The organism is Streptomyces sp. x-80, assembly GCF_046549095.1.
Lineage (GTDB): Bacteria > Actinomycetota > Actinomycetes > Streptomycetales > Streptomycetaceae > Streptomyces > Streptomyces celluloflavus.
In genome coordinates this window covers 37,200-55,180 of the sequence record NZ_JAJPWM010000021.1, presented here as the reverse complement: position 1 = coordinate 55,180, position 17,981 = coordinate 37,200, and the positions used below count along the sequence as shown (strand labels likewise).

Annotated in this window: 13 protein-coding genes; 5 read left to right on the top strand and 8 right to left on the bottom strand. The window is 72.7% G+C overall.

From position 1 onward, the window contains the following. Window positions 1–96 precede the first annotated feature (96 nt). A complete protein-coding gene (locus ACLJWH_RS33220; RefSeq protein ID WP_411145494.1) occupies window positions 97–558 on the top strand; it encodes a hypothetical protein in 462 nt (153 codons plus the stop codon). A gap of 359 nt (window positions 559–917) precedes the next feature. Here ACLJWH_RS33220 and ACLJWH_RS33215 read toward each other — a convergent pair whose 3' ends face one another. Continuing rightward, on the bottom strand, window positions 918–1,271 hold the full coding sequence (locus tag ACLJWH_RS33215) for a hypothetical protein (RefSeq protein ID WP_411145493.1): 354 nt from the start codon (window positions 1,269–1,271) through the stop codon (window positions 918–920). 784 nt (window positions 1,272–2,055) lie between these two features. Between ACLJWH_RS33215 and ACLJWH_RS33210 the strand changes: the two genes are divergently transcribed. Next, window positions 2,056–2,439, top strand: a complete 384-nt coding sequence (locus tag ACLJWH_RS33210) for a hypothetical protein (protein WP_411145492.1) — start codon at window positions 2,056–2,058, stop codon at window positions 2,437–2,439. 506 nt (window positions 2,440–2,945) lie between these two features. On the opposite strand, the gene ACLJWH_RS33205 is transcribed toward ACLJWH_RS33210, so the two are convergent. Both ACLJWH_RS33205 and ACLJWH_RS33200 read right to left on the bottom strand, forming a co-directional pair. Next, on the bottom strand, window positions 2,946–3,590 hold the full coding sequence (locus ACLJWH_RS33205; protein ID WP_411145491.1) for a LuxR C-terminal-related transcriptional regulator: 645 nt from the start codon (window positions 3,588–3,590) through the stop codon (window positions 2,946–2,948). Beyond that, a complete protein-coding gene (locus ACLJWH_RS33200) occupies window positions 3,578–4,876 on the bottom strand; it encodes a sensor histidine kinase (RefSeq protein WP_411145490.1) in 1,299 nt (432 codons plus the stop codon). Before ACLJWH_RS33200 ends, ACLJWH_RS33205 begins: the two co-directional genes overlap by 13 nt. 238 nt (window positions 4,877–5,114) lie before the next feature. Between ACLJWH_RS33200 and ACLJWH_RS33195 the strand changes: the two genes are divergently transcribed. Both ACLJWH_RS33195 and ACLJWH_RS33190 read left to right on the top strand, forming a co-directional pair. After that, a complete protein-coding gene (locus ACLJWH_RS33195; RefSeq protein WP_411145489.1) occupies window positions 5,115–5,954 on the top strand; it encodes an ABC transporter ATP-binding protein in 840 nt (279 codons plus the stop codon). 3 nt (window positions 5,955–5,957) lie between these two features. Next, entirely contained in the window at window positions 5,958–8,534 is a 2,577-nt protein-coding gene (locus tag ACLJWH_RS33190) for an ABC transporter permease (protein ID WP_411145488.1), read from the top strand. Window positions 8,535–11,018: 2,484 nt separating this feature from the next. Here the strand turns inward: ACLJWH_RS33190 and ACLJWH_RS33185 are convergent. After that, window positions 11,019–11,321, bottom strand: coding sequence for a hypothetical protein (locus ACLJWH_RS33185; protein WP_411145487.1), 303 nt, complete (start codon window positions 11,319–11,321; stop codon window positions 11,019–11,021). Between the two features lie 544 nt (window positions 11,322–11,865). Here ACLJWH_RS33185 and ACLJWH_RS33180 point away from each other — a divergent pair. Then, window positions 11,866–13,263, top strand: coding sequence for a class II 3-deoxy-7-phosphoheptulonate synthase (locus ACLJWH_RS33180; RefSeq protein ID WP_411145486.1), 1,398 nt, complete (start codon window positions 11,866–11,868; stop codon window positions 13,261–13,263). 341 nt (window positions 13,264–13,604) lie between these two features. Here the strand turns inward: ACLJWH_RS33180 and ACLJWH_RS33175 are convergent, their stop codons facing one another. From ACLJWH_RS33175 to ACLJWH_RS33160, 4 genes are all read right to left on the bottom strand, one after another. Next, window positions 13,605–14,834: an acyltransferase family protein gene (locus ACLJWH_RS33175; RefSeq protein WP_411145485.1), complete on the bottom strand. Its 1,230-nt coding sequence runs from the start codon at window positions 14,832–14,834 to the stop codon at window positions 13,605–13,607. A gap of 487 nt (window positions 14,835–15,321) precedes the next feature. Next, the gene (locus ACLJWH_RS33170; protein ID WP_411145484.1) at window positions 15,322–16,506 is read right to left on the bottom strand and encodes a GDSL-type esterase/lipase family protein; all 1,185 of its coding nucleotides are present in this window, start codon (window positions 16,504–16,506) and stop codon (window positions 15,322–15,324) included. Window positions 16,507–16,667: 161 nt separating this feature from the next. Further along, window positions 16,668–17,285 (bottom strand): TetR/AcrR family transcriptional regulator, encoded by a 618-nt coding sequence (locus tag ACLJWH_RS33165; RefSeq protein WP_411145483.1) that lies wholly within the window; start codon window positions 17,283–17,285, stop codon window positions 16,668–16,670. A gap of 328 nt (window positions 17,286–17,613) precedes the next feature. Further along, window positions 17,614–17,973 (bottom strand): ArsR/SmtB family transcription factor, encoded by a 360-nt coding sequence (locus ACLJWH_RS33160; protein ID WP_131126539.1) that lies wholly within the window; start codon window positions 17,971–17,973, stop codon window positions 17,614–17,616. Between the last annotated feature and the right edge of the window lie 8 nt (window positions 17,974–17,981).

The window sequence follows — 17,981 nt, the reverse complement described above, 5'->3', positions numbered from 1 at the left end:
GGCACCACGACACAGACCGAGTCCGACGTCCGACGACTGACGTCCGACGGCCGACCCCACGATCTACCGATGACAAGAAACAGGAGCACCTTTTCCATGGCCCGTTTGACGGCGACGATTCTCTTGACCCTCGTGGGCGGTGCGGCGCTGGTGGTGAGTGCCTTCCAGCCCTGGTACCGGGGCCGCGACCCCCGGTCGGTGCCGGCGACCGACCTGATCACCGGGCTGCACGACGGCGGCGGCAGCGCGCTCGTCACCTCCATGCTGCTGCCCCTGACGCTCGCGGCGGCGCTGGCCCTGCTCGCCCTGGGTCTCCGGTCCCGGGTGGTGATGGCGTTGTCCGCGCTGCTGGGCCTCGCCATCGGGGGCCTCTGGCTGGTCCAGCAGATCCGCGCGGTCCCGTCGGACGCCTTCCACTTCACCGACCTGGAGCAGGGGCTGGCCAACGCGGTGGGCGGCGCGGTGTGCCTGATGATCGCGATAGCGGTGCTCCCCTCCCGGGAGAGCCGTGGCACCGTCGGGCGCGGGGCGGACCGGCCCGGCGGCTGGGAACGCTGACCGTTCCACAGGCACCCGCCGACCTCTGCCGACCGCCGGGCCGCGGATCGCCGCGGCCGCGCGGAGACGGTGCTCCCGGACGTGGGGCGGGCGCCGTCCTCAGATCGTGATGAGGACATTGATGACCACGCCGACGGCGACGACGGCGAGCACGATCCAGGGCCACACGGGGCGCTCTTTGGTCGGCTTCCAACCGCTGGATTCCGGCATGACTGCTCCTGACGCTGGTTCGGTGGTTCGGTGCTGGGCAGGGGAGCCGGGCCTTCCGGGTGACGGGGGAGACACCCAAGGAGCCCGGCGGCGGGTGCCGGCGACGCGCGAGCAGCGGGCCGCGCGTCGGCCGGGACCGGTTCGCGGGGTTACGTGTAGTCGTCGCGGTTCAGGCAGGTGTGGCGCAGGTCCTTGAGCCGGTCGTTCTGCTCGGAGAGGTACCCGAGGGCCGTGCGGCTCGTGCCCTTGCCCTTGACCTCGGCGTGACGCATCTTCTCCGCGGTCGATTCGATGGCCTGGCGGAGCTTCTCGTCCGGCGCTTCCTTGGCCATCTCGTCCAGCTCGTCGGCGCGCTTTCTGACGTCCTGCTCCGTCTTGTTCGCATCGTCCGGGAACGGATTGGTGAACGTCTTGCCCACGATCTTCGCGCACAGTTCCACGCGGTCGGCGGTCTTGGCGCTCACGTCGTGGCAACCGGCCAGCCCCGCGGTCAGTGCCGCCATGGTGCTCACCGCGGCCACCGCGGCACCGGCCCGTTCACGGCGCCTCCTGGCTCCGGGCCCTGACTCCTTCGGTGTCACCTGCCGGCCTCCCTGTCATGGTCCGCCGCCCGCGGTGGCGGGCTCTGCGAGGACTCCATCCTGCGCCGCCGGGCGGCCCGGCGCAGTAGGGCACACTCCCGAATGGAGGTGGCAGAGAACTGCACCTGGTGCCCCTCCCGGCAAGCTCTGCCCCGTCGCGCCGCCCAGCACGCACGCTCGCCGCGTTGGCTCAAGTCCCCGCTAGCCCTGCCAGCTCCGCCAGCCCCGCTAGCCCTGCCGGCTCCGCCGGCTCCGCCAGCCCCGCTAGCCTTGCCAGCTCCGCCACAAGGACTTCCGGCCGCCTGGCGATCGCACGCACCGGACGACGCTCCTCGCGGGGCAGACTTTGCCGGTCACGGCACTGGATCCGGTGCGGTCCATGCCGCGGGCGGGGCCCTTCCGGTGGTCCGGGGTGTCCGGCCAGGCTCATTTCGCAGCAGCTCACAAGCGTGGCGCCCGGAGGCCGCAGGCCGGGTATCCGGCCCCGGACGAGGGGCCGTTCGCGCGACGGTCAGGGATGGCCGACGGGCTCACCGATGACTCCGGCGGAGAAACTCCGGGAGAGCCACGTGGTCAGCTCGCCGCCCGGCGGGCCCGGTCTTCTCTGCATCGGCCTGCATCCGACGCACGAGGCCACCTCGCCGCCGGCGCGTTCGATGGTCCGCGGATCACCGAACGGACCGTCGGACGACCGGAGTTGACGCCGATGCTGGAGGGCCACACCGTACCCGTCGAACCGCTCGGCAGCACCGATCCGGTCAGCAGCAGCCCGCCGAAGAGCATGGTGAAGGCGGTCGCCACCAGCACCGGCGGGCCGCCGGCCGCGGAGACCGGTGCGACCGGGGTCCTGCCGGCGGCCGGCGGGGTGACCGGCGCGCTGCTCGCGCCGCGGCTGCGGCACACGCTGCCGCGGTACGGGGCGCTGCTGACCCTCACCCGGGCGGCGACGGTTCTGGTCCCGCTGCTCGCGGTGGTGCCCCCGGGGTGTGCGAGCGGGCTGGTGCCGACCGCCGTGGCGCTGCTCGCCCCCACGGCCCTCTCTCTCGTGACGACGTACCAGATGCTGGTGATGCCGGACGGATGCTGGTGACACCGGACGGGATGCGCGGCCGGCCGGTCGGGGCGATCGGGGTGTCGATGAGCGCGGGTCCGGTGCTGGGCCCGGTGCTCGGCGGCGCCCTGCTCCCGGCCGCTGGCGGCCCAGCTCCTGGCCGCCGGAGCCCCGGCCACCGTGCCCGCCTGCACGGCGGCGTCGGCCGTGATCGCACCGGAGTTGACGCCCGTGCGGACGATCCGGGCCTTCCCCCGGTTCCACGCGCTGGAGGCGGTTACCGGCCGAACGCCCGCCGCGGCGCGGGACGGCCTGCGGGCCCGTACGGCCCCGGCCCTCGACCCTCGGTCCCCGGTCCCCGGTCCCCGGCCCTCGACCCTCGGCCACCGGCCCCCGGCCCTCGGCCACCGGCCACCGGCCCCCGGCCCCCGACCGCGGGCGGCGGCCCCCGGCCACCGGCCACCGACCCCCGGCCACCGACCCCCGGCCCCGACCCCCGGCCACGCCCCCCGGCCCTCGCCGGCTCGTGCCCGCCGTCGGCCCCGTCAGGCCCGCAGATACGCCAGGACGGCCAGTACCCGGCGGTGTCCGTTGGCCGGGGCGGGCAGTTCGAGCTTGATGAAGATGTTGCCGATGTGCTTGTTGACCGAACTCTCGGCGATGAACAGGGACTCGGCGATGACGCCGTTGCTCTGGCCCTCGGCCATCAGCGCCAGCACCTCCCGCTCCCGCTGGGTGAGCGCGCCCAGCGGATCGTCGCCCGCCTTGCGGATCATCAGCTGGGAGATCACCTCCGGGTCCATCGCCGTCCCCCCGCCCGCGACCCGCTCCAGCGCCTCCAGGAACTCCTCCGTACGCCCCACCCGGTCCTTGAGCAGATAGCCGACGCCGGAGGCGCTCTGCGCCAGCAGCTCGGCCGCGTACGCCCGCTCGACGTACTGCGACAGCACCAGTACCGGCAGGTCCGGGATCTCCCGGCGGGCCGCGACGACCGCGCGCAGGCCCTCGTCGCGGAAGGTGGGCGGCAGCCGGACATCCACCACCGCGGCGTCGGGGCGGTGTTCGAGCAGCGCGGGCAGCAGATCGTCACCGTTGTCGACGGTGGTGCAGATCTCGTGGCCCTCGCCGGTCAGCAGCAGGACCAGCCCCTCCCGGAGCAGCGCGTTGTCTTCGGCGATCAGGATCCGCATGGAATCTCCACTCTGAGTACGGTCGGACCGCCCGGCGGGCTGGTCAGTTCGGTGCTGCCGTCGAAGGCCGCGACCCGGCGGCGTACGCCCATGATCCCGCTGCCGGCCTGCTCCGACGCGCCACCGCGTCCGTTGTCCTCCACCCGGAGGGAGATGCTCCGCTCGGTGATCCGCAGCCACACCAGGGCACTGTCCGCCCCGCTGTGCTTGGCGATGTTCGTCATCGTCTCGGAGATGACGAAGTACGCCGCCGCCTCCACCGCCGCCGGTGCGCGCAGCGGTGCCGCACGCTCATCGATATCGATCTTCGTGGGCACCGCGGAGAGCGCGGCCAGCGCCCGGACCGCGTCCACCAGACCGCGGTCGATCAGCACCGGCGGATAGATTCCGCGCACCAGCTGGCGCAGCGAATCCAGTGCCTGCTGGGTCAGTTGCTGGGTCGCCTCGACCATCTCGGGGACCTGCTCCGGCCGGTTCTTGAGCGCCCGCCGGATCATGCCCAGGTGCAGCGAGACGGCGACGATCCCGGCCTGCGCGCCGTCGTGCAGATCCCGTTCGATGCGGCGCAGTTCGGCGTCGTGCGCGTCCAGCGCGTCGGCGCGGGTGACGGACAGGTGCTTGACCCGCTGGGCCAGCGGTACCCGGGCGCGGGCGGTCAGCAGCCGCCGCGACCCCAGGGCGTGCAGCCGGGCCAGCAGCGAGAGCACGGCGGCCGCCGCCACCGCGTAGCCCACCCCGACGGCCATCGCACCGATCGCCTTCGGCCAGGAATCGACCGTGATCATGATGACGGAGCCCCGCTCGCGCGGTGCGAGCCGCCACCACACGGGCGCGGAGAGCCAGTTGACCGCGCGGCCGCACGCGCTCAGCGCCGCGGCACACGTCAGCGTGCCCGGCACGCTGTGCGCGAGCAGCCAGACGAGGTCCTTGCGGACGGCCGGATCGCGCAGCGACGGCGGCGCCCCCGGCGGCGCGCCGTCCGCCGGCAGCCGGTAGTGGGTGGCCACACCGACGCGCAACCGGCGGGAGACCTGGCGGCGGTGGAACTCGGCGAACCGGCGCAGCGCGCGCAACGCCGTGGGCAGCAGCAGGAAACCCGTACCCACCAGGCACAGGGCGAAGACGATGGCGAGCACGTAGAGCAGCAGCAACCCGGCCAGGCCGGTGCCCAGACACAACAGGACGTAACCGGCGGACGGCGGGAAACGGCTGAAGATCTGCCGGAGCAACTCCCTGAACGGCAGCCGGAGCAGCTGGCGTGACGCGGCGAACAGGGGCATGGACATCGATGACCAAACCCCCCGGAGCAGCAGCGTCAGCACCGTACCACCGGCGACGGAGGCCGTCCCGGGGACGGCCGTCACGCTCCACCGGTCCGTGGCCCGACCGGTGCCTCCGGGCGGCCGTAGGGGCACTTAACTGCACCATTCGACCCCCAGTTCACGCGGTGGTCCCCGAGGGGCCGGGAGCCTAGCGTCCTGATCGGCAGGACACGACGGACGACCGCGCAGCGAAGGACCGGATGTGAGCAGAAGGGAACGGGCGGCACGGGCCGAGGCGGAACGGGCCATGGCCTCCCGTGCGGACGAGGCCACGTCCCCAGGACACGGCACCGGCGGCGGCCCGGCCGGCGGCGACAACCAGGTGGTGCGCCTGGACGGAGTCCGCAAGACCTACGGCAGAGGCGCCGGCACCGTGCACGCCCTGCGCGATCTCTCCCTCGGCTTCCCGCGCGGTTCCTTCACCGCGGTCATGGGGCCCTCCGGCGCGGGCAAGAGCACCTTCCTGCACTGTGCGGCGGGACTGGACCGGCCGGACGCCGGCACCGTGGTGCTGGGCGGCACGGACCTGTCGGACCTCACCGAGGTCGAACTGACCATGCTGCGCCGGGAACGCGTCGGGTTCGTCTTCCAGGCGTACAACCTGATGGCGGCGCTGACGGTCGCGGACAACATCACGCTGCCCCTGATGCTCGCCGACCGGCAGCCGGACCGCGCCTGGCTGGACCGGGTGGTGTCCCGGGTGGGGCTGGGCGACCGGCTCGGCCACCGGCCGTCCGAGCTCTCCGGCGGCCAGCAGCAGCGCGTCGCCATCGCCCGCGCGCTGACCGCCCGGCCCGAGGTGGTCTTCGCCGACGAGCCCACCGGCGCGCTGGACAGCCGCACCGCCCGGCAGGTGCTGCAACTGCTGCGGGACATCGTCGACTCGATGGGCCAGACCGTGGTGATGGTCACCCACGACCCGGTCGCCGCCTCCTACGCGCACCGGGTGGTGTTCCTGGCGGACGGCCGGTACGCGGCGGAGATGACCGGGCCGACGCCGGACCGGATCGCCGAGCGGATGACCCGCCTGGGAGAGTGGTGAGCCGTGTTCCGTCTCGTACTGACGACGGTCAGGGAGCGCAGGAGCGGCTTCGTGGGGGCGTTCGTGGCGCTCTTCGGGGCGTCCGTCCTGATCACCGCGTTCGGCATCATCCTCCAGTCCGGTATCGGCTCCGGGGTTCCGGTGCAGCGCTACGACAACGCCGCGGTGGTCGTCGCGGGCAAGCAGGAGTTCTCGGTCACCGAGGGCCGGCACACCAAGACCAGGAGCCTGCCCGGCCCGGTCGGCGTGGCGCGCGCCCTGGTGGACACCACGGCGTCGGTGCCCGGTGTGCGGCGGGCGGTGGCCGATCTGCGCTTCCCGGCCGAGCTGGTCGGCGAGGACGGCGAGATCCTCAAGGGCGACGACGACCAGCAGACCCTGGGCACGACCTGGGCCAGTTCCGCACTCGGCCCGTTCGCACGGGTCGGCGGCCGGGGCGCGGAGCGGCCCGGTGAGGTCGTGCTGGAGAAGTCCCTCGCCGACCGGGCCGGGGTCGCCACCGGCGGCACGGTGCGGCTGGCGACGACCCGGGCGGCCGCCGATTTCAAGGTCGTCGGCGTGGTCGCGTACCAGGGGCCCGGCGACACACTGCGCGGTCTGCCGGTGTTCTTCTCCGACGCGCAGGCCCGTGAGCTCTACGGCCGCGACGACCAGGTCTCGGCGATCGGTGTGCTCGCCACGAAGGGCACCGACCCCGCGGAACTCGCCGACCGGATCGGCCGGAAGCTCGGCAGGACCCCGGTGGACATCTACACCGGCGACGGGCGCAGCAGCGTGGAGAACCCGGACGTGGCCTCCGCGCGCGGCAAGCTCAAGGAGCTCGCCGGATCGCTGGGCGGCACGGTCATCCTGATCACGATGCTGGTGGTCAGCAGCACCCTGGCGCTGGGCGTGCACCAACGGCGCCGGGAACTGGCGCTGTTGCGGGCGGTCGGTGCGACGCCCCGGCAGATCCACAAGATGATCGCCGGTGAGGCGCTGGCGATCTCGCTGCCGGCGTCGGTGCTGGGCTGTCTGCCGGGCGCACTGGCGGCGGGGGTGCTGCGCGGCGCGCTCTCCCTCATCGGCGTCGTACCGGGCGACTTCGCGTTCTCCTACGGTCCCGTCCCGATGCTCGCCGCGGTGGCCATCGGCGTGCTCACCGCGCAGGTCGCGGGGTTCGCGGTGGCCCGCAAGGTGGTGTCGATCCGGCCCGTGGAGGCACTGAGCCGGTCGGCGACCGAGGAACCGACGCTGGGCCGGGCCCGGATCACCTTCGGGGTACTGCTGCTGGTGCTCGGGCTGGCCGCCTCGCTGCTGCCGCTCTTCTTCGGCAGCATCTTCGCCGTCGCGGGCGCGGGCAGCGGCGGCCTCGTCATGGTCATCGCCATCCTGATGCTGGCGCCGCCGGTGGTGGGCCGGGCGACCCGGCTGCTGGCGCGGCCCTTCCGGCGGCGGTTCGGCACGCCGGGATACCTGGCCGTCGCCCACACCCGGGCCAACGCCCGCCGGCTGGCCGCCGGCATCGGGCCGCTGATCCTGGCGATCGGCTTCGCCTCCGTCCAGCTGTTCATCCCCACCACCACCTCCGAGGCGGCCAAGGACCAGGCCGCGGCCGGAGTGATCGCCGACTACACCCTCAACAGCGATGCCGGCGGTGTGCCGGTGGCCGCCACCGAGGACATCCGGCGGCTGCCGGGCGTCGAGGCGGCGGCCGGAATCGTACGGATCAAGCTGTTCGCCTCCCGCAAGCTGCTGGACTCCCCGGAGGTCTTCGACTACGACGCGCAGGGCGTGACACCGCGTCAGCTCGACAAGCTCCTCGATCTCCAGGTCGACAAGGGCGATCTGGCGGGCCTGGGCCAGGGCCCGGACACGGTCGCGCTCAGCGACGGCGCGGCGAGCACCCTGGGGGCCGGGGTGGGGGACCGGGTGCGGCTGCACCTGCCCGACGGCGCGCGGCAGGAGGCGAAGGTCGTCGCCGTCTACCGGCGCGGACTGGGCTTCGGCGATGTCACGCTGCCGCACGAAACGGTGCTCGCGCACAGCTCCGAACGGCTCGACGACTCCGTCCTGGTGCGGCTGGCGCCGGGCGCGGACAAACAGCGGGTCGCCGGTGAGCTGGCGGACATCGGCGAGAAGTACCCGGGCCTGAAGGTCATGGACGAGGGCGGGCTGTCGGTCGCCCAGCAGCAGACGGCGTCGGCCGGACTGGCCGGCAGCGCCCTGCCGCTGGTGCTCGTCCTCGGCTACATCGCGGTCGCGGTCGCCAACACACTGGTGCTGACGACGCTGGGGCGGGCCCGGGAGTTCGCCCTGCTGCGGCTGGTCGGGGCGACGCCCGAGCAGGTGATGCGGATGATGCGCACCGAGACGCTGATGGTCATCCTGATCGCCGTGGTGGCCGGCACCGTCGTGCCGCTGCTGCCCCTGATGACGGTGAGCCTGGGGCTGACGTCCTCGCCGGTGCCGTACATCCCGCCGCTGCTGTACCTGGGGATCGTCGGGGCGACCTCGGCGCTGGCCGCGGCGGCGGTACTGCTGCCGACGAGGATGGCGCTGCGCGCCCGCGCGGCGGACGCCATCGGGATGCGTGCATAGCGCGCACGGAACAACGACGCACACCACGGCCGGCGGGCCCCCGCGGGAGCGGGACCGCCGGCCGTCGCACTGCCCCGGCCCGGCGGCGCCCGGCGGCCGCGCCGAGCCCCGCACAGCGGCAACCCGCGCCATGCGCCTGCCGCTTGACGTCCATACCCGCCTGAACGCCCCGGTGCCGCGGCCCGCTTTCGCGAACAAACCTTTTCCCTTTCCCTTTCCCGTAACAAGCCCACCAGGGCGGTTCTGTGCTGCGCGGTTCCGGATTCTCTGGTGAATGTGATGTGGGGGAGTGCCGTGGAATCCGGAGCGCTGGATGAATGGCTCGGTGAAATGACGCGCAGACACCGTATTCCGGTGCTGCAAAGCGCGCTGTACGAAGCCGGTGAACTCACCGTGGCGCGCGCCGGACACGAGGGTTCCGATACGGCCGGAGAACCGGCGGACACCGCACCGCTGCTCCTGACCTCGGTCACCGAACTCTGCACTGCTATGGCCGTCCTGCAATTGGTCACAGAACTCTTCACCGCCACGGCCGTCCTGCAATTGGTCACCGAACTCTTCACCGCTACGGTCTTCCTGCAATTGGTCACCGACGGCGATCTCGCCCTCGACGAACCGGTGGCCGGACGGCTCCCCGGACGGCCCGCGGCGGCCGCCGGAGTGGCCCCGCGCCACCTGCTGAGCTGCATCCGACGAGCGGTATCGCTCTCGCCCTCCAGGCCAACTCCGCCGCCGGTGCCGCCACCTGGTACGACCTGGTCGCCCTGCCGCGCGCCACGGGCCGGGAGATCGGCATACCCGCCCCGGACGCGGCGGATGCGGCGGACGAGGCCGCCGCGGCGTTGCCGGACTGTACGGGCTGATGGGTCAACGGGGAGACCGTGTACCGGATTTCCCGTACCGGTGCCGGGCCCGCCGTGCCGGAGGACGACGGCGGCGCCGCTTACCAGCCGCCCGGCCACGGCGGCCGTGGCTCCGCCGCCCGGCCCACCACGCACCTGGCCCACCACGCACCCGGCCCACCACGCACCCGGCCCACCACGCACCCGGACCGGGCGCACCCGGCCCACCACGCACCCAGTCCGGGCGCACCTGGGCCGGTTCCTGCTCGATCCGGCGACCGGGCGCGCCGACCGCGTGCAGTTCGGCGGACGGATGGTGCAGCACGCCGCGTGAGCCGGGGCGAAGTGGCTCGTCCCCCGGCCGGGAGACAGCCGGACGGGCGTCCGCAATTCTCTGGAGAGCGAACGTGACAACGACGAGTGACGGTCTTCAGTGCGATGAGGTCCGGGAGCCCGTGGAAAGTGCGGAACCCGCGGAAAGCGCTGGTCCTGTGGAAAGCGCTGGTTCCATGGAAAGTGCTGATCTCATGGAAAACGTTCGTCCGTTCGAAATGGCGGGACCCAAGGGAAGTCGTCGGATCCGTGGCAGGTATGGGGTCCGCAGAAGGTACGGAAGGCGCGCGAAACGGGGGAAGTGGTGAGGGGCGCGGCGTCCGTGGAAAGTGTGGCCGGGGCGGACAGGGCGGACAGGCGGACAGGGCGGACGGGGCGGCCGAACTGTCGCCCGTCCAGGAAAGGTTCCGGTTCCTCAACCAACCGATTCCAGGAGCCGCGGGCCGGCCGGACCCGCACCGTCTCGGTACGGCTCCCGGGCGCGCTGGAGATCCCCGCGCTCCAGGCCGCGCCGGCCGCCGTCGTGCGCCGGCACCGGCCGCTGCGCACTGTGCACCGTGAGCCGGAGGGCCGCTGCGGGCCGGAGTCCCGTCCGCCGGAGGCGAGCTTCGGCGCGCTGCGCGCCGCACCGGTCGCGCCCGCCCGGCTGCACCGGACCCTGGCCCGGACGGCCAGTGCGGGCATTGCCCCGATCACCGAACGCCCGCTGTGGGTACGGCTGCTGAGGGTGCGGCTGCTGAGGGTCTTTCCGCGGGATCACGTACTGGTCGTCGTCGTGCACGAGATCGCCGCGGACGACCGGTCGCCGACGCTGCTGACCGACGACGGATGTGCGCCAGGCGCCGTTCGGCCCGGCGCAGGAAGATGGCGCGCTCGACGCTGTCCCGGACGGAGAGCGGCGCGGGCGCTTCGGGGCAGGGGGGCGGATCGGCCGGCCGGGCGGCAGTGCGCGCCGCGTGGGCGGCCGCCTCGGGACCGGCGGTGGGCGGGAAGGCGTCGCACACCGCGGTCGGCAGCCGCACCGCGCCGGTGTCCTGGGTCGTACCGGACGGTCTCCCTGAGGAGCGTCAGCGTCACGTCCGGGCCGCCGCGCGACACCTCCCGCGCGGGGGCTCCCTGTGCCAGGCGGCCTCGTGGCCGCGGGTGGTCAGGAAGCGAACGCGTACCCGGGGCCCGGCAGTTCGCGGTCCGCGGTCCGCGGTGAACAGTTCCTGCGCGGCCCGCAGCAGCGGCCACGCCTGCGCGGAGTGGGGGAGGCCGAACCGGTCGGGACCCTCGTCGGCGCCGGTGCCGGGGCCTTCGGCGCGGGTCAGGCCGCACCGCACCGCACACCACCGCACCGCACACCACCGCACCGCACCGCACACCACCGCACCGCACCGCACACCACCGCACCGCACCGCTCGGCGACGGCGCCCAGCGCGCGGCGCAGCGGGGGCGCGGGGCCGCGGGGCCGCGGGGCCGCGCCGTCGATCCCGACGTGCCGGGCAACGAGCCGGATCTCGGCGAGCCGGCCGTGCCCGACGACCTCCGGACGCCGGTCCGCCCGCGGCCCGGCGAGGCTCTCCAGCGGGAACGCCGCGCGCCGGTCCGCCTCCCCGCTCAGCGACACCTACCGCGCCGGCGGGTCGTTCGTCGGCAGCGGATCCGCGGTGACCTGCGCGGAAAGGCCGGACGACGCCCCGCAGCGGGCAATGGGGGAGCAACTGGAGGCAGGGGGAGCGGCGGTGCGCGCGTGGTCCGCCACCTCTCCGGCGGCGTCTACCGGTGTGGTGCCCGGCGTCTGAAGTCCCCGAGTTCACGGGCTTTCCCCGTCGGCGGGGCGGAGGCCGGTGAAAGGCCGTGGAAAAGCTGGTGAAAAGGGAGAGGAAAGGGAAGGGAAAAGGGAAGATGAGGGGGTCGGTGGAAGGCCGGTGGAAGGCCGGTGAAACGGCACGGTAAGTGAAACAGCCGCGCGGTGAGCGGAGCCAGGCCAATCCGGGGAGGCGGACGCGGGCCACTCCGCCCTTTCGTGACCCGGCCGTCGCCGCGCCGGTGGTACCGGGCCGCGCCGGACGTGGCACACGGAGCGGGCCGGACGCGCGCCACGCCTGACGGCAGACACCTGACAGCACACACGTAACGGAATTGAACTCGAACCCATTCTGGGGGCTGTAATGAAGGAACCCGCACGAGAGGGCCGCATCGGTTCGACGCGGATCGCCCCGCCGCGCCCCGCACCCCTGCCGGGCCCGGCCGGTGCGGTGGACGCCGCGCTCCCCGCCGCCCAGCAGCCGCAGTGGCCCGACCCGGCCGAACTCGACGCCGTGGTGGCCGAGTTGAGCGCCGCGCCCCAGCTGGTCTTCGCCGAGGAGTGCGACCGGCTGCGGGAGCGGCTGGCGGCGGTGGCGCGCGGTGAGGCGTTCCTGCTCCAGGGCGGCGACTGCGCGGAGACCTTCGGACAGACCTCCGCCGACGCGATCAGCGGCAAGCTGCGCACCCTGCTCCAGATGGCGGTGGTGCTCACGTACGCCGCGTCCATGCCGGTCGTCAAGGTCGGCCGGATGGCGGGCCAGTACGCCAATCCCCGCTCCCGGCCGACCGAGACCCGTGACGGCGTCACCCTGCCGGTCTACCGGGGCGACGCGGTCAACGGTCCGGAGTTCACCGCGGCCGCCCGCCGCCCCGACCCGCGCCGGATGCGCCGGATGTACGACGCGTCGACCACCACCCTCAACCTCGTCCGGGCCCTGACCCAGGGCGGCTTCGCCGATCTGCGCCAAGTGCACGCCTGGAACCGGGGGTTCGTCGCCGACTCGCCCGCCGCCGGACGCTATGAGGAGCTGGCCGACGGGATCGAGCGCACCCTGCTGTTCATGCGCGCCTGCGGGGTGGAGCCCAACGGCGTGCAGACCGCCGAGTTCTTCGTCAGCCACGAAGGGCTGCTGCTGGACTACGAGCGGGCGCTGACCCGTACGGACGAGCGGTCCGGGCTGTCGTACGCCACCAGCGGCCACCTCGTCTGGGTCGGGGAGCGCACCCGCCGGCCGGACGGCGCGCACATCGACTTCCTCAGCCGGATCCGTAACCCCGTCGCCGTCAAGATCGGCCCGGACACCCGGCCGGACGACATCCTCGGCTACCTCGACCGGCTCGACCCGCACCGCGAGCCCGGCCGGCTCACGTTCGTGGCGCGGATGGGCGCCGAGCGGGTACGCGACCGGCTGCCGGCCCTGGTGACGAAGGCGGTCGAGGGCGGCGCGCGGGCCGCCTGGGTCTGCGACCCGATGCACGGCAACACCTACCGGACGCCCAGTGGCCACAAGACCCGCCGTTTCGATGTCATTCTCGACGAGGTCCAGGGCTTCTTCGAGGTCCACCAGCAGCTGGGCACGCACGCCGGCGGCATCCATGTGGAGTTCACCGGCAACGACGTGACCGAGTGCATCGGCGGCGGCAGCGCCGTGGGCATCGAGGACCTGCCGCTCCGGTACGAGACCGCCTGCGACCCCCGGCTCAACCACAGCCAGTCCCTCGACCTCGCTTTCCGCGTCGCCGAGATGCTCCACGGCTGACCGCACCGGACCACTCGCGGAATACGGATACCGATACGGATACCGATACGGATACAGATACAGATACCGATACCGATACGGATACTGATACGGATATGGACCACTTCGCGAAAGCCTGATCGGCTGTGGACACCGCGGCTGGACTCGACGACGAGGGCGAAATCGCGCCCCCGACGAAGCCGCCCCGCCCACCAGGCGACCACGCGAAGGGGCGGTCATTCACCGGAGGACCTCCACCAACACTTCGGGCGCCCCCTCATCCCGAGGCGGGCGCCCGAAGTGTTCTCCCCCTTCTCTCCCTGTTCCCCTCTCCCCGCTCCCTTCTCCCCGTCCCGCTCCCCTCAGAGCAGGCCGAGGGCGAAGGCGGAGAAGCCGACGGCCAGCCCCCCTGCGAGTATTCGGGTGGTGCGGGTCACTCCCGTCCAGGGCAACTCGAACCTCCGGGTCACCTGGGCGATCAGGATGAGGATCGCGGCGAAGAGCGGCAGCCACGGCAGCCGGGTCAGCATCCAGGCGGGGAAGTCCGGCGACGTGGTCAGGCCGTGCACCGCACCGAGGTACGACGCCGGGAGGGCGGCCGCGACCATCGCGGTCTGGTGCCAGCAGAGGATCGTCATCGCCGAGGCGTTGACGGCCGTGACCGGCGCCCACAGCACGGGCCGTTCGAGCAGCGCGGCGATCCGGTCCCGCAGCAGGATCGCGGCGCCGGACTGCGCGGCGGCCAGAGCGATGACCAACAGCGACGGCGGATGCGAGTTGGTCCGGTCCTGACCGGGGACACCGACCATGCTCACCGGATAGTGGAAGACCAGCAGCAGGACCGCGAACAGCGCCGTGCCGCCGAGGAGAAGCAGCCAGGCACCGCGCCGGCCGAGCCGCTTCTCGCCCCAGGAGACGCCGAGCTGGTACGCGAACATCCAGCCGGGGAAGAGGCTGATCAGGCCGACCCAGTACGGAATCGAGTCCGCGAACGGGCCGTAGCGCAGGAAGTCGACGATCGCGATCGTCGCCACCAGCGGCGCCGCGGCCCAGGCCCCGAGCCGCCGGTTGGCGGCCATGCAGTACGGCGTCAGCACCGTCACGACGGCGTACACGCACACGAACCACAGTGGCTGGACGACGAGCGTCGCCGCCGTGTGGATCGTCGCCTCGGGCACCCCGGCCACGTACAGCAGCGGGGCCAGCAGGGCCCAGACGGCGGTGACCCCGACGGCGGGCCGCAGCAGGCGGGCCAGTCGGCCGCGTACCCAGCGGCCCGTCGGCTCGCCCCGCTCGGCGGCGCGCCGGAAGGACTGCACCGAGGCATAGCCGCCGACCAGGAAGAAGATGCCCAGCATCTGGAACACCCAGGTGATGGGCGCGAGGGGAGCGAAGGTCGACAGCGGGCTGGCGTTGTGCAGCGAGGTGTCGGGATCGCGGACGAAGCCGCCGATGAGCCAGTGGCCGGTCGGCACCGCGAGCAGCGCCAGTGCCCGCAGCCCGTCAATGGCGCGGTCCCGCTGACCCGGGGTACGGCTGCCGATCGTGCTGAGCTGAAGGGTGCGCGGACGAGTCCGCTCGTCCAGGCTCATGCTTTCGCATTCCGTGTCAGACGCGGCATGGCTGCGTTCCTCTTCTCGCTCAGGGCCGGGCATCGGACCGTTCGTGTGAACGCTTCAATGCTCGGTCGAGAACCGAAAAGAAACAGTGAGGCCAGCGCCCCAACCGAGGTGGTGCGGACTGCACTTCACCCCCGGGGGTCGCCTGTCCTCGGACCCCCCAGCCAGCCCTACCCCCGGCCTCCCGTTCACCCCCGCCACGAGGTCCTCACCGGCCGCCCCGCCGGGCCCCGTCCCGAGGTGCGCCGTATGACCGCCCTGCGGGGCGTGCGGCCGAAGAGCAGGACGGGACAGGACGGGACAGGACAGGACAGGACGGGGCAGGACAGGGCGGGGCAGGACGGGACGGGACGGGGCCGGTGTGAGCCCCGCTCTCCCGCGCCAACTCGCCTGCGATGTCAGCCCAGTTGCCGCTTGCCCCCCCCGCCAGTCATGGGCGTCGGCGGGGGGAAGAACGGTGTCAGGCGCTGCCGTCCCTGAACGGGCCGGTCGCGGTGAAGGCCAGCTCGGCGAAGCGGGCGCCGATGCGGCGGTGCGTGGCGGCGTCCGGGTGGAGCTCGTCGGGCAGGGGCAGCTCGGCGGAGTCGGCCGCACCGTAGAGGGCGCGGCCGTCGAGGTGGTGCAGGTTCGGGTCCTCGGCCGCCCGCTGCGCCACGATCCGGGCCAGCTCGTCCCGGATGACATTCAGCGTCAGCTTCCCGCTCGCGCGCTCCGCCGGATCACCCGTGGCCCGGAACCGCAGCTGCCCGGTGCCGAGGGTGGCGAAGTCCGGGGCGCTGGGGCCGGGGGTGTCTTCGTGGATGGGGCAGAAGATGGGCGAGACGACCAACAGTGGTGTGGTGGGGTGGCCTTCGCGGATCGTGTCGAGGAAGCCGTGGACGGCGGGGGTGAAGGCGCGCAGACGCATCAGGTCGGCGTTGACCAGATTGATGCCGATCTTGACGCTGATCAGATCGGCGGGGGTGTCGCGCAGGGCACGCGCGGTGAACGGGTCGAGCAGGGCGCTGCCGCCCAGGCCCAGGTTGATCAGTTCCACGCCGCCGAGGGAGGCGGCGAGCGCGGGCCAGGTGGTGGTGGGGCTGGCGGCGTCGGAGCCGTGGCTGATCGAACTTCCGTGGTGCAGCCACACTTTGCGGCCCCGGTCCGGTACGGGCTCGACGGGGGCGTCGGTACGCAGGGCGACGAGTTCGGTGGTCTCGTTGTGCGGCAGCCAGATCTCGACGTCCTTGTCGCCGCCGGGCAGCTCGGCGAAGCGGAGGGTACCTGCCGGGCCGGGCCGGCTCTCGGCGGTTCCGGTGGTCATGTCGATGGTCAGGGTGTTGCCACCGGCCACGCCGGCCTGACTGGTCAGCCGGCCGTCGACGAGCAGGTCGTACACACCGTCCGGACGGGGCGGAGCGCCCACGTAGACCCGCTTGGTGGGCAGTGCGTCCAGCTCGATGGCGGTGGCCCGGGTCCGGAAGACCAGCCGGACGCCGGAGGGCTGGGACTCCGCCATGGCGAGCTGCCCGTCGGAGTACTGGGCACGGGCGCGGGCGGGCAGCCGGTGCGGCAGGACACCGTGTGCGGTGTGTTCCAGTTCGAGGGCGCCGCGCAGGATGTCCGTGGTGATGGGCGTGGTGATCCAGCTGTGCTCGGTGTTCATTGTCCCCACCTGTTGATCAGGATGCTCGAAGTGCGTTGGTGTGCGGGCGCGTTGGTGCGCGATGCGCCGATGCGCCGATGTGGTGGTGTGGTGGTGTGGCGATGCGGCGGTATGTCGATGTGGTGGTGCGCCGGTGAGCGAGGCACCGCCGCATCGATGTGTCATGGCCGAGCGTCGGCGGGCTGCGGGTGCCGCGACGGCGGGGTTCCGGGCGCGGGCCAGTTCCGCAGCAGGGCGTCGAGCGCGTCCAGGACCCGCGACCAGGTTTCCTGCGTGTCGGGCGCGCTGTGGCTGAACCCGCCGCCCATCTCCAGGCTGATGTAGCCGTGGAAGACGCTGCCCAGCAGCCGGACGGCGTGCGTCTGGTCCGGCTCCGACAGGTCGTAGCCACGCAGGATCGCTCGCGTCATCTGGGCATGCCTGACCCCGGCGCTCGCCGCCGCCGTCTGCGGGTCGAGCCGGAGCTGTGCGGCGGCGTAGCGGCCGGGGTGCTCCCGGGCGTAGTCGCGATAGGCGTCCGCGAAAGCGGCCAGGGCGTCCTTCCCGGCGCGCCCGGCCAGGGCGGCGGCGACCCGGTCGGCGAGCTCCTCCAGCGCGAGCAGGGCGATCCTGGTCTTGAGGTCCTGTGAGTTCTTGAGGTGCGAGTACAGACTCGCGACCTTGACATCGAACCGCCTGGCGAGCGCCGAGGCGGTCACCTGGTCGAAGCCGACCTCGTCGGCCAGTTCCGCCCCCGCCCGAACCAGGCGTTCCGTGGTCAGTCCTACGCGCGCTGCCATAACCGTCCTTTCATCTACCTGAATGTAGTATGCGTATGCCTAAAGCTATTAGGCAAATTGCTTTACTGTTCAGGGAGCCGGCCGTTGACGCTCGCCTCGTCGCCTCGTCGCCTCGTCGCCTCGTCGCCTCGTCGCCTCGTCGCCTCGTCGCCGGGTCGGACGGTCGTGGGTCGGGCCGCCATGAGTCGGACGACCGTGAGTCGGACGACCGTGAGTCGGACGGCCAAGAGCTGGGCGGTCATGGGTTGAACGGCCTGAGTTGGGTGACCGTCTGAGGACCTCGTGGGTCTTGAGCTCGTGGTGGCGGTTTCGGGGTTTCGCCTCGGACTCAGTCGTGTCCGGGGAGGCCGGAGAGGTCGTGATCCGCGTGCTGGAGGGCCTCGGCCACGAGGCGGCGGAGGTGTCCGTCCCGGAGGGCGTACACGACACGGCGCCCGTCCTTGCGCGAGGTGACGAGTCCGGCCAGGCGGAGTTTGGCGAGGTGCTGACTGACGGCCGGACGCGCCGCGCCGACGGCGCCGGTCAGGGTGCTCACGTCAGCCTCGCCCCGGCCGAGCGTGTGGAGCAGGGCGAGGCGGGTGCGGTCCGCGAGCAGTCCCAGAACATCGGCGGCGCGGGCGAACTGCTCGGCGCCGGGGTCTTGCGGGTGCGAACCGTGTGCAGATGCCAGGTGCATGCGTGCGCTCATACGCACAT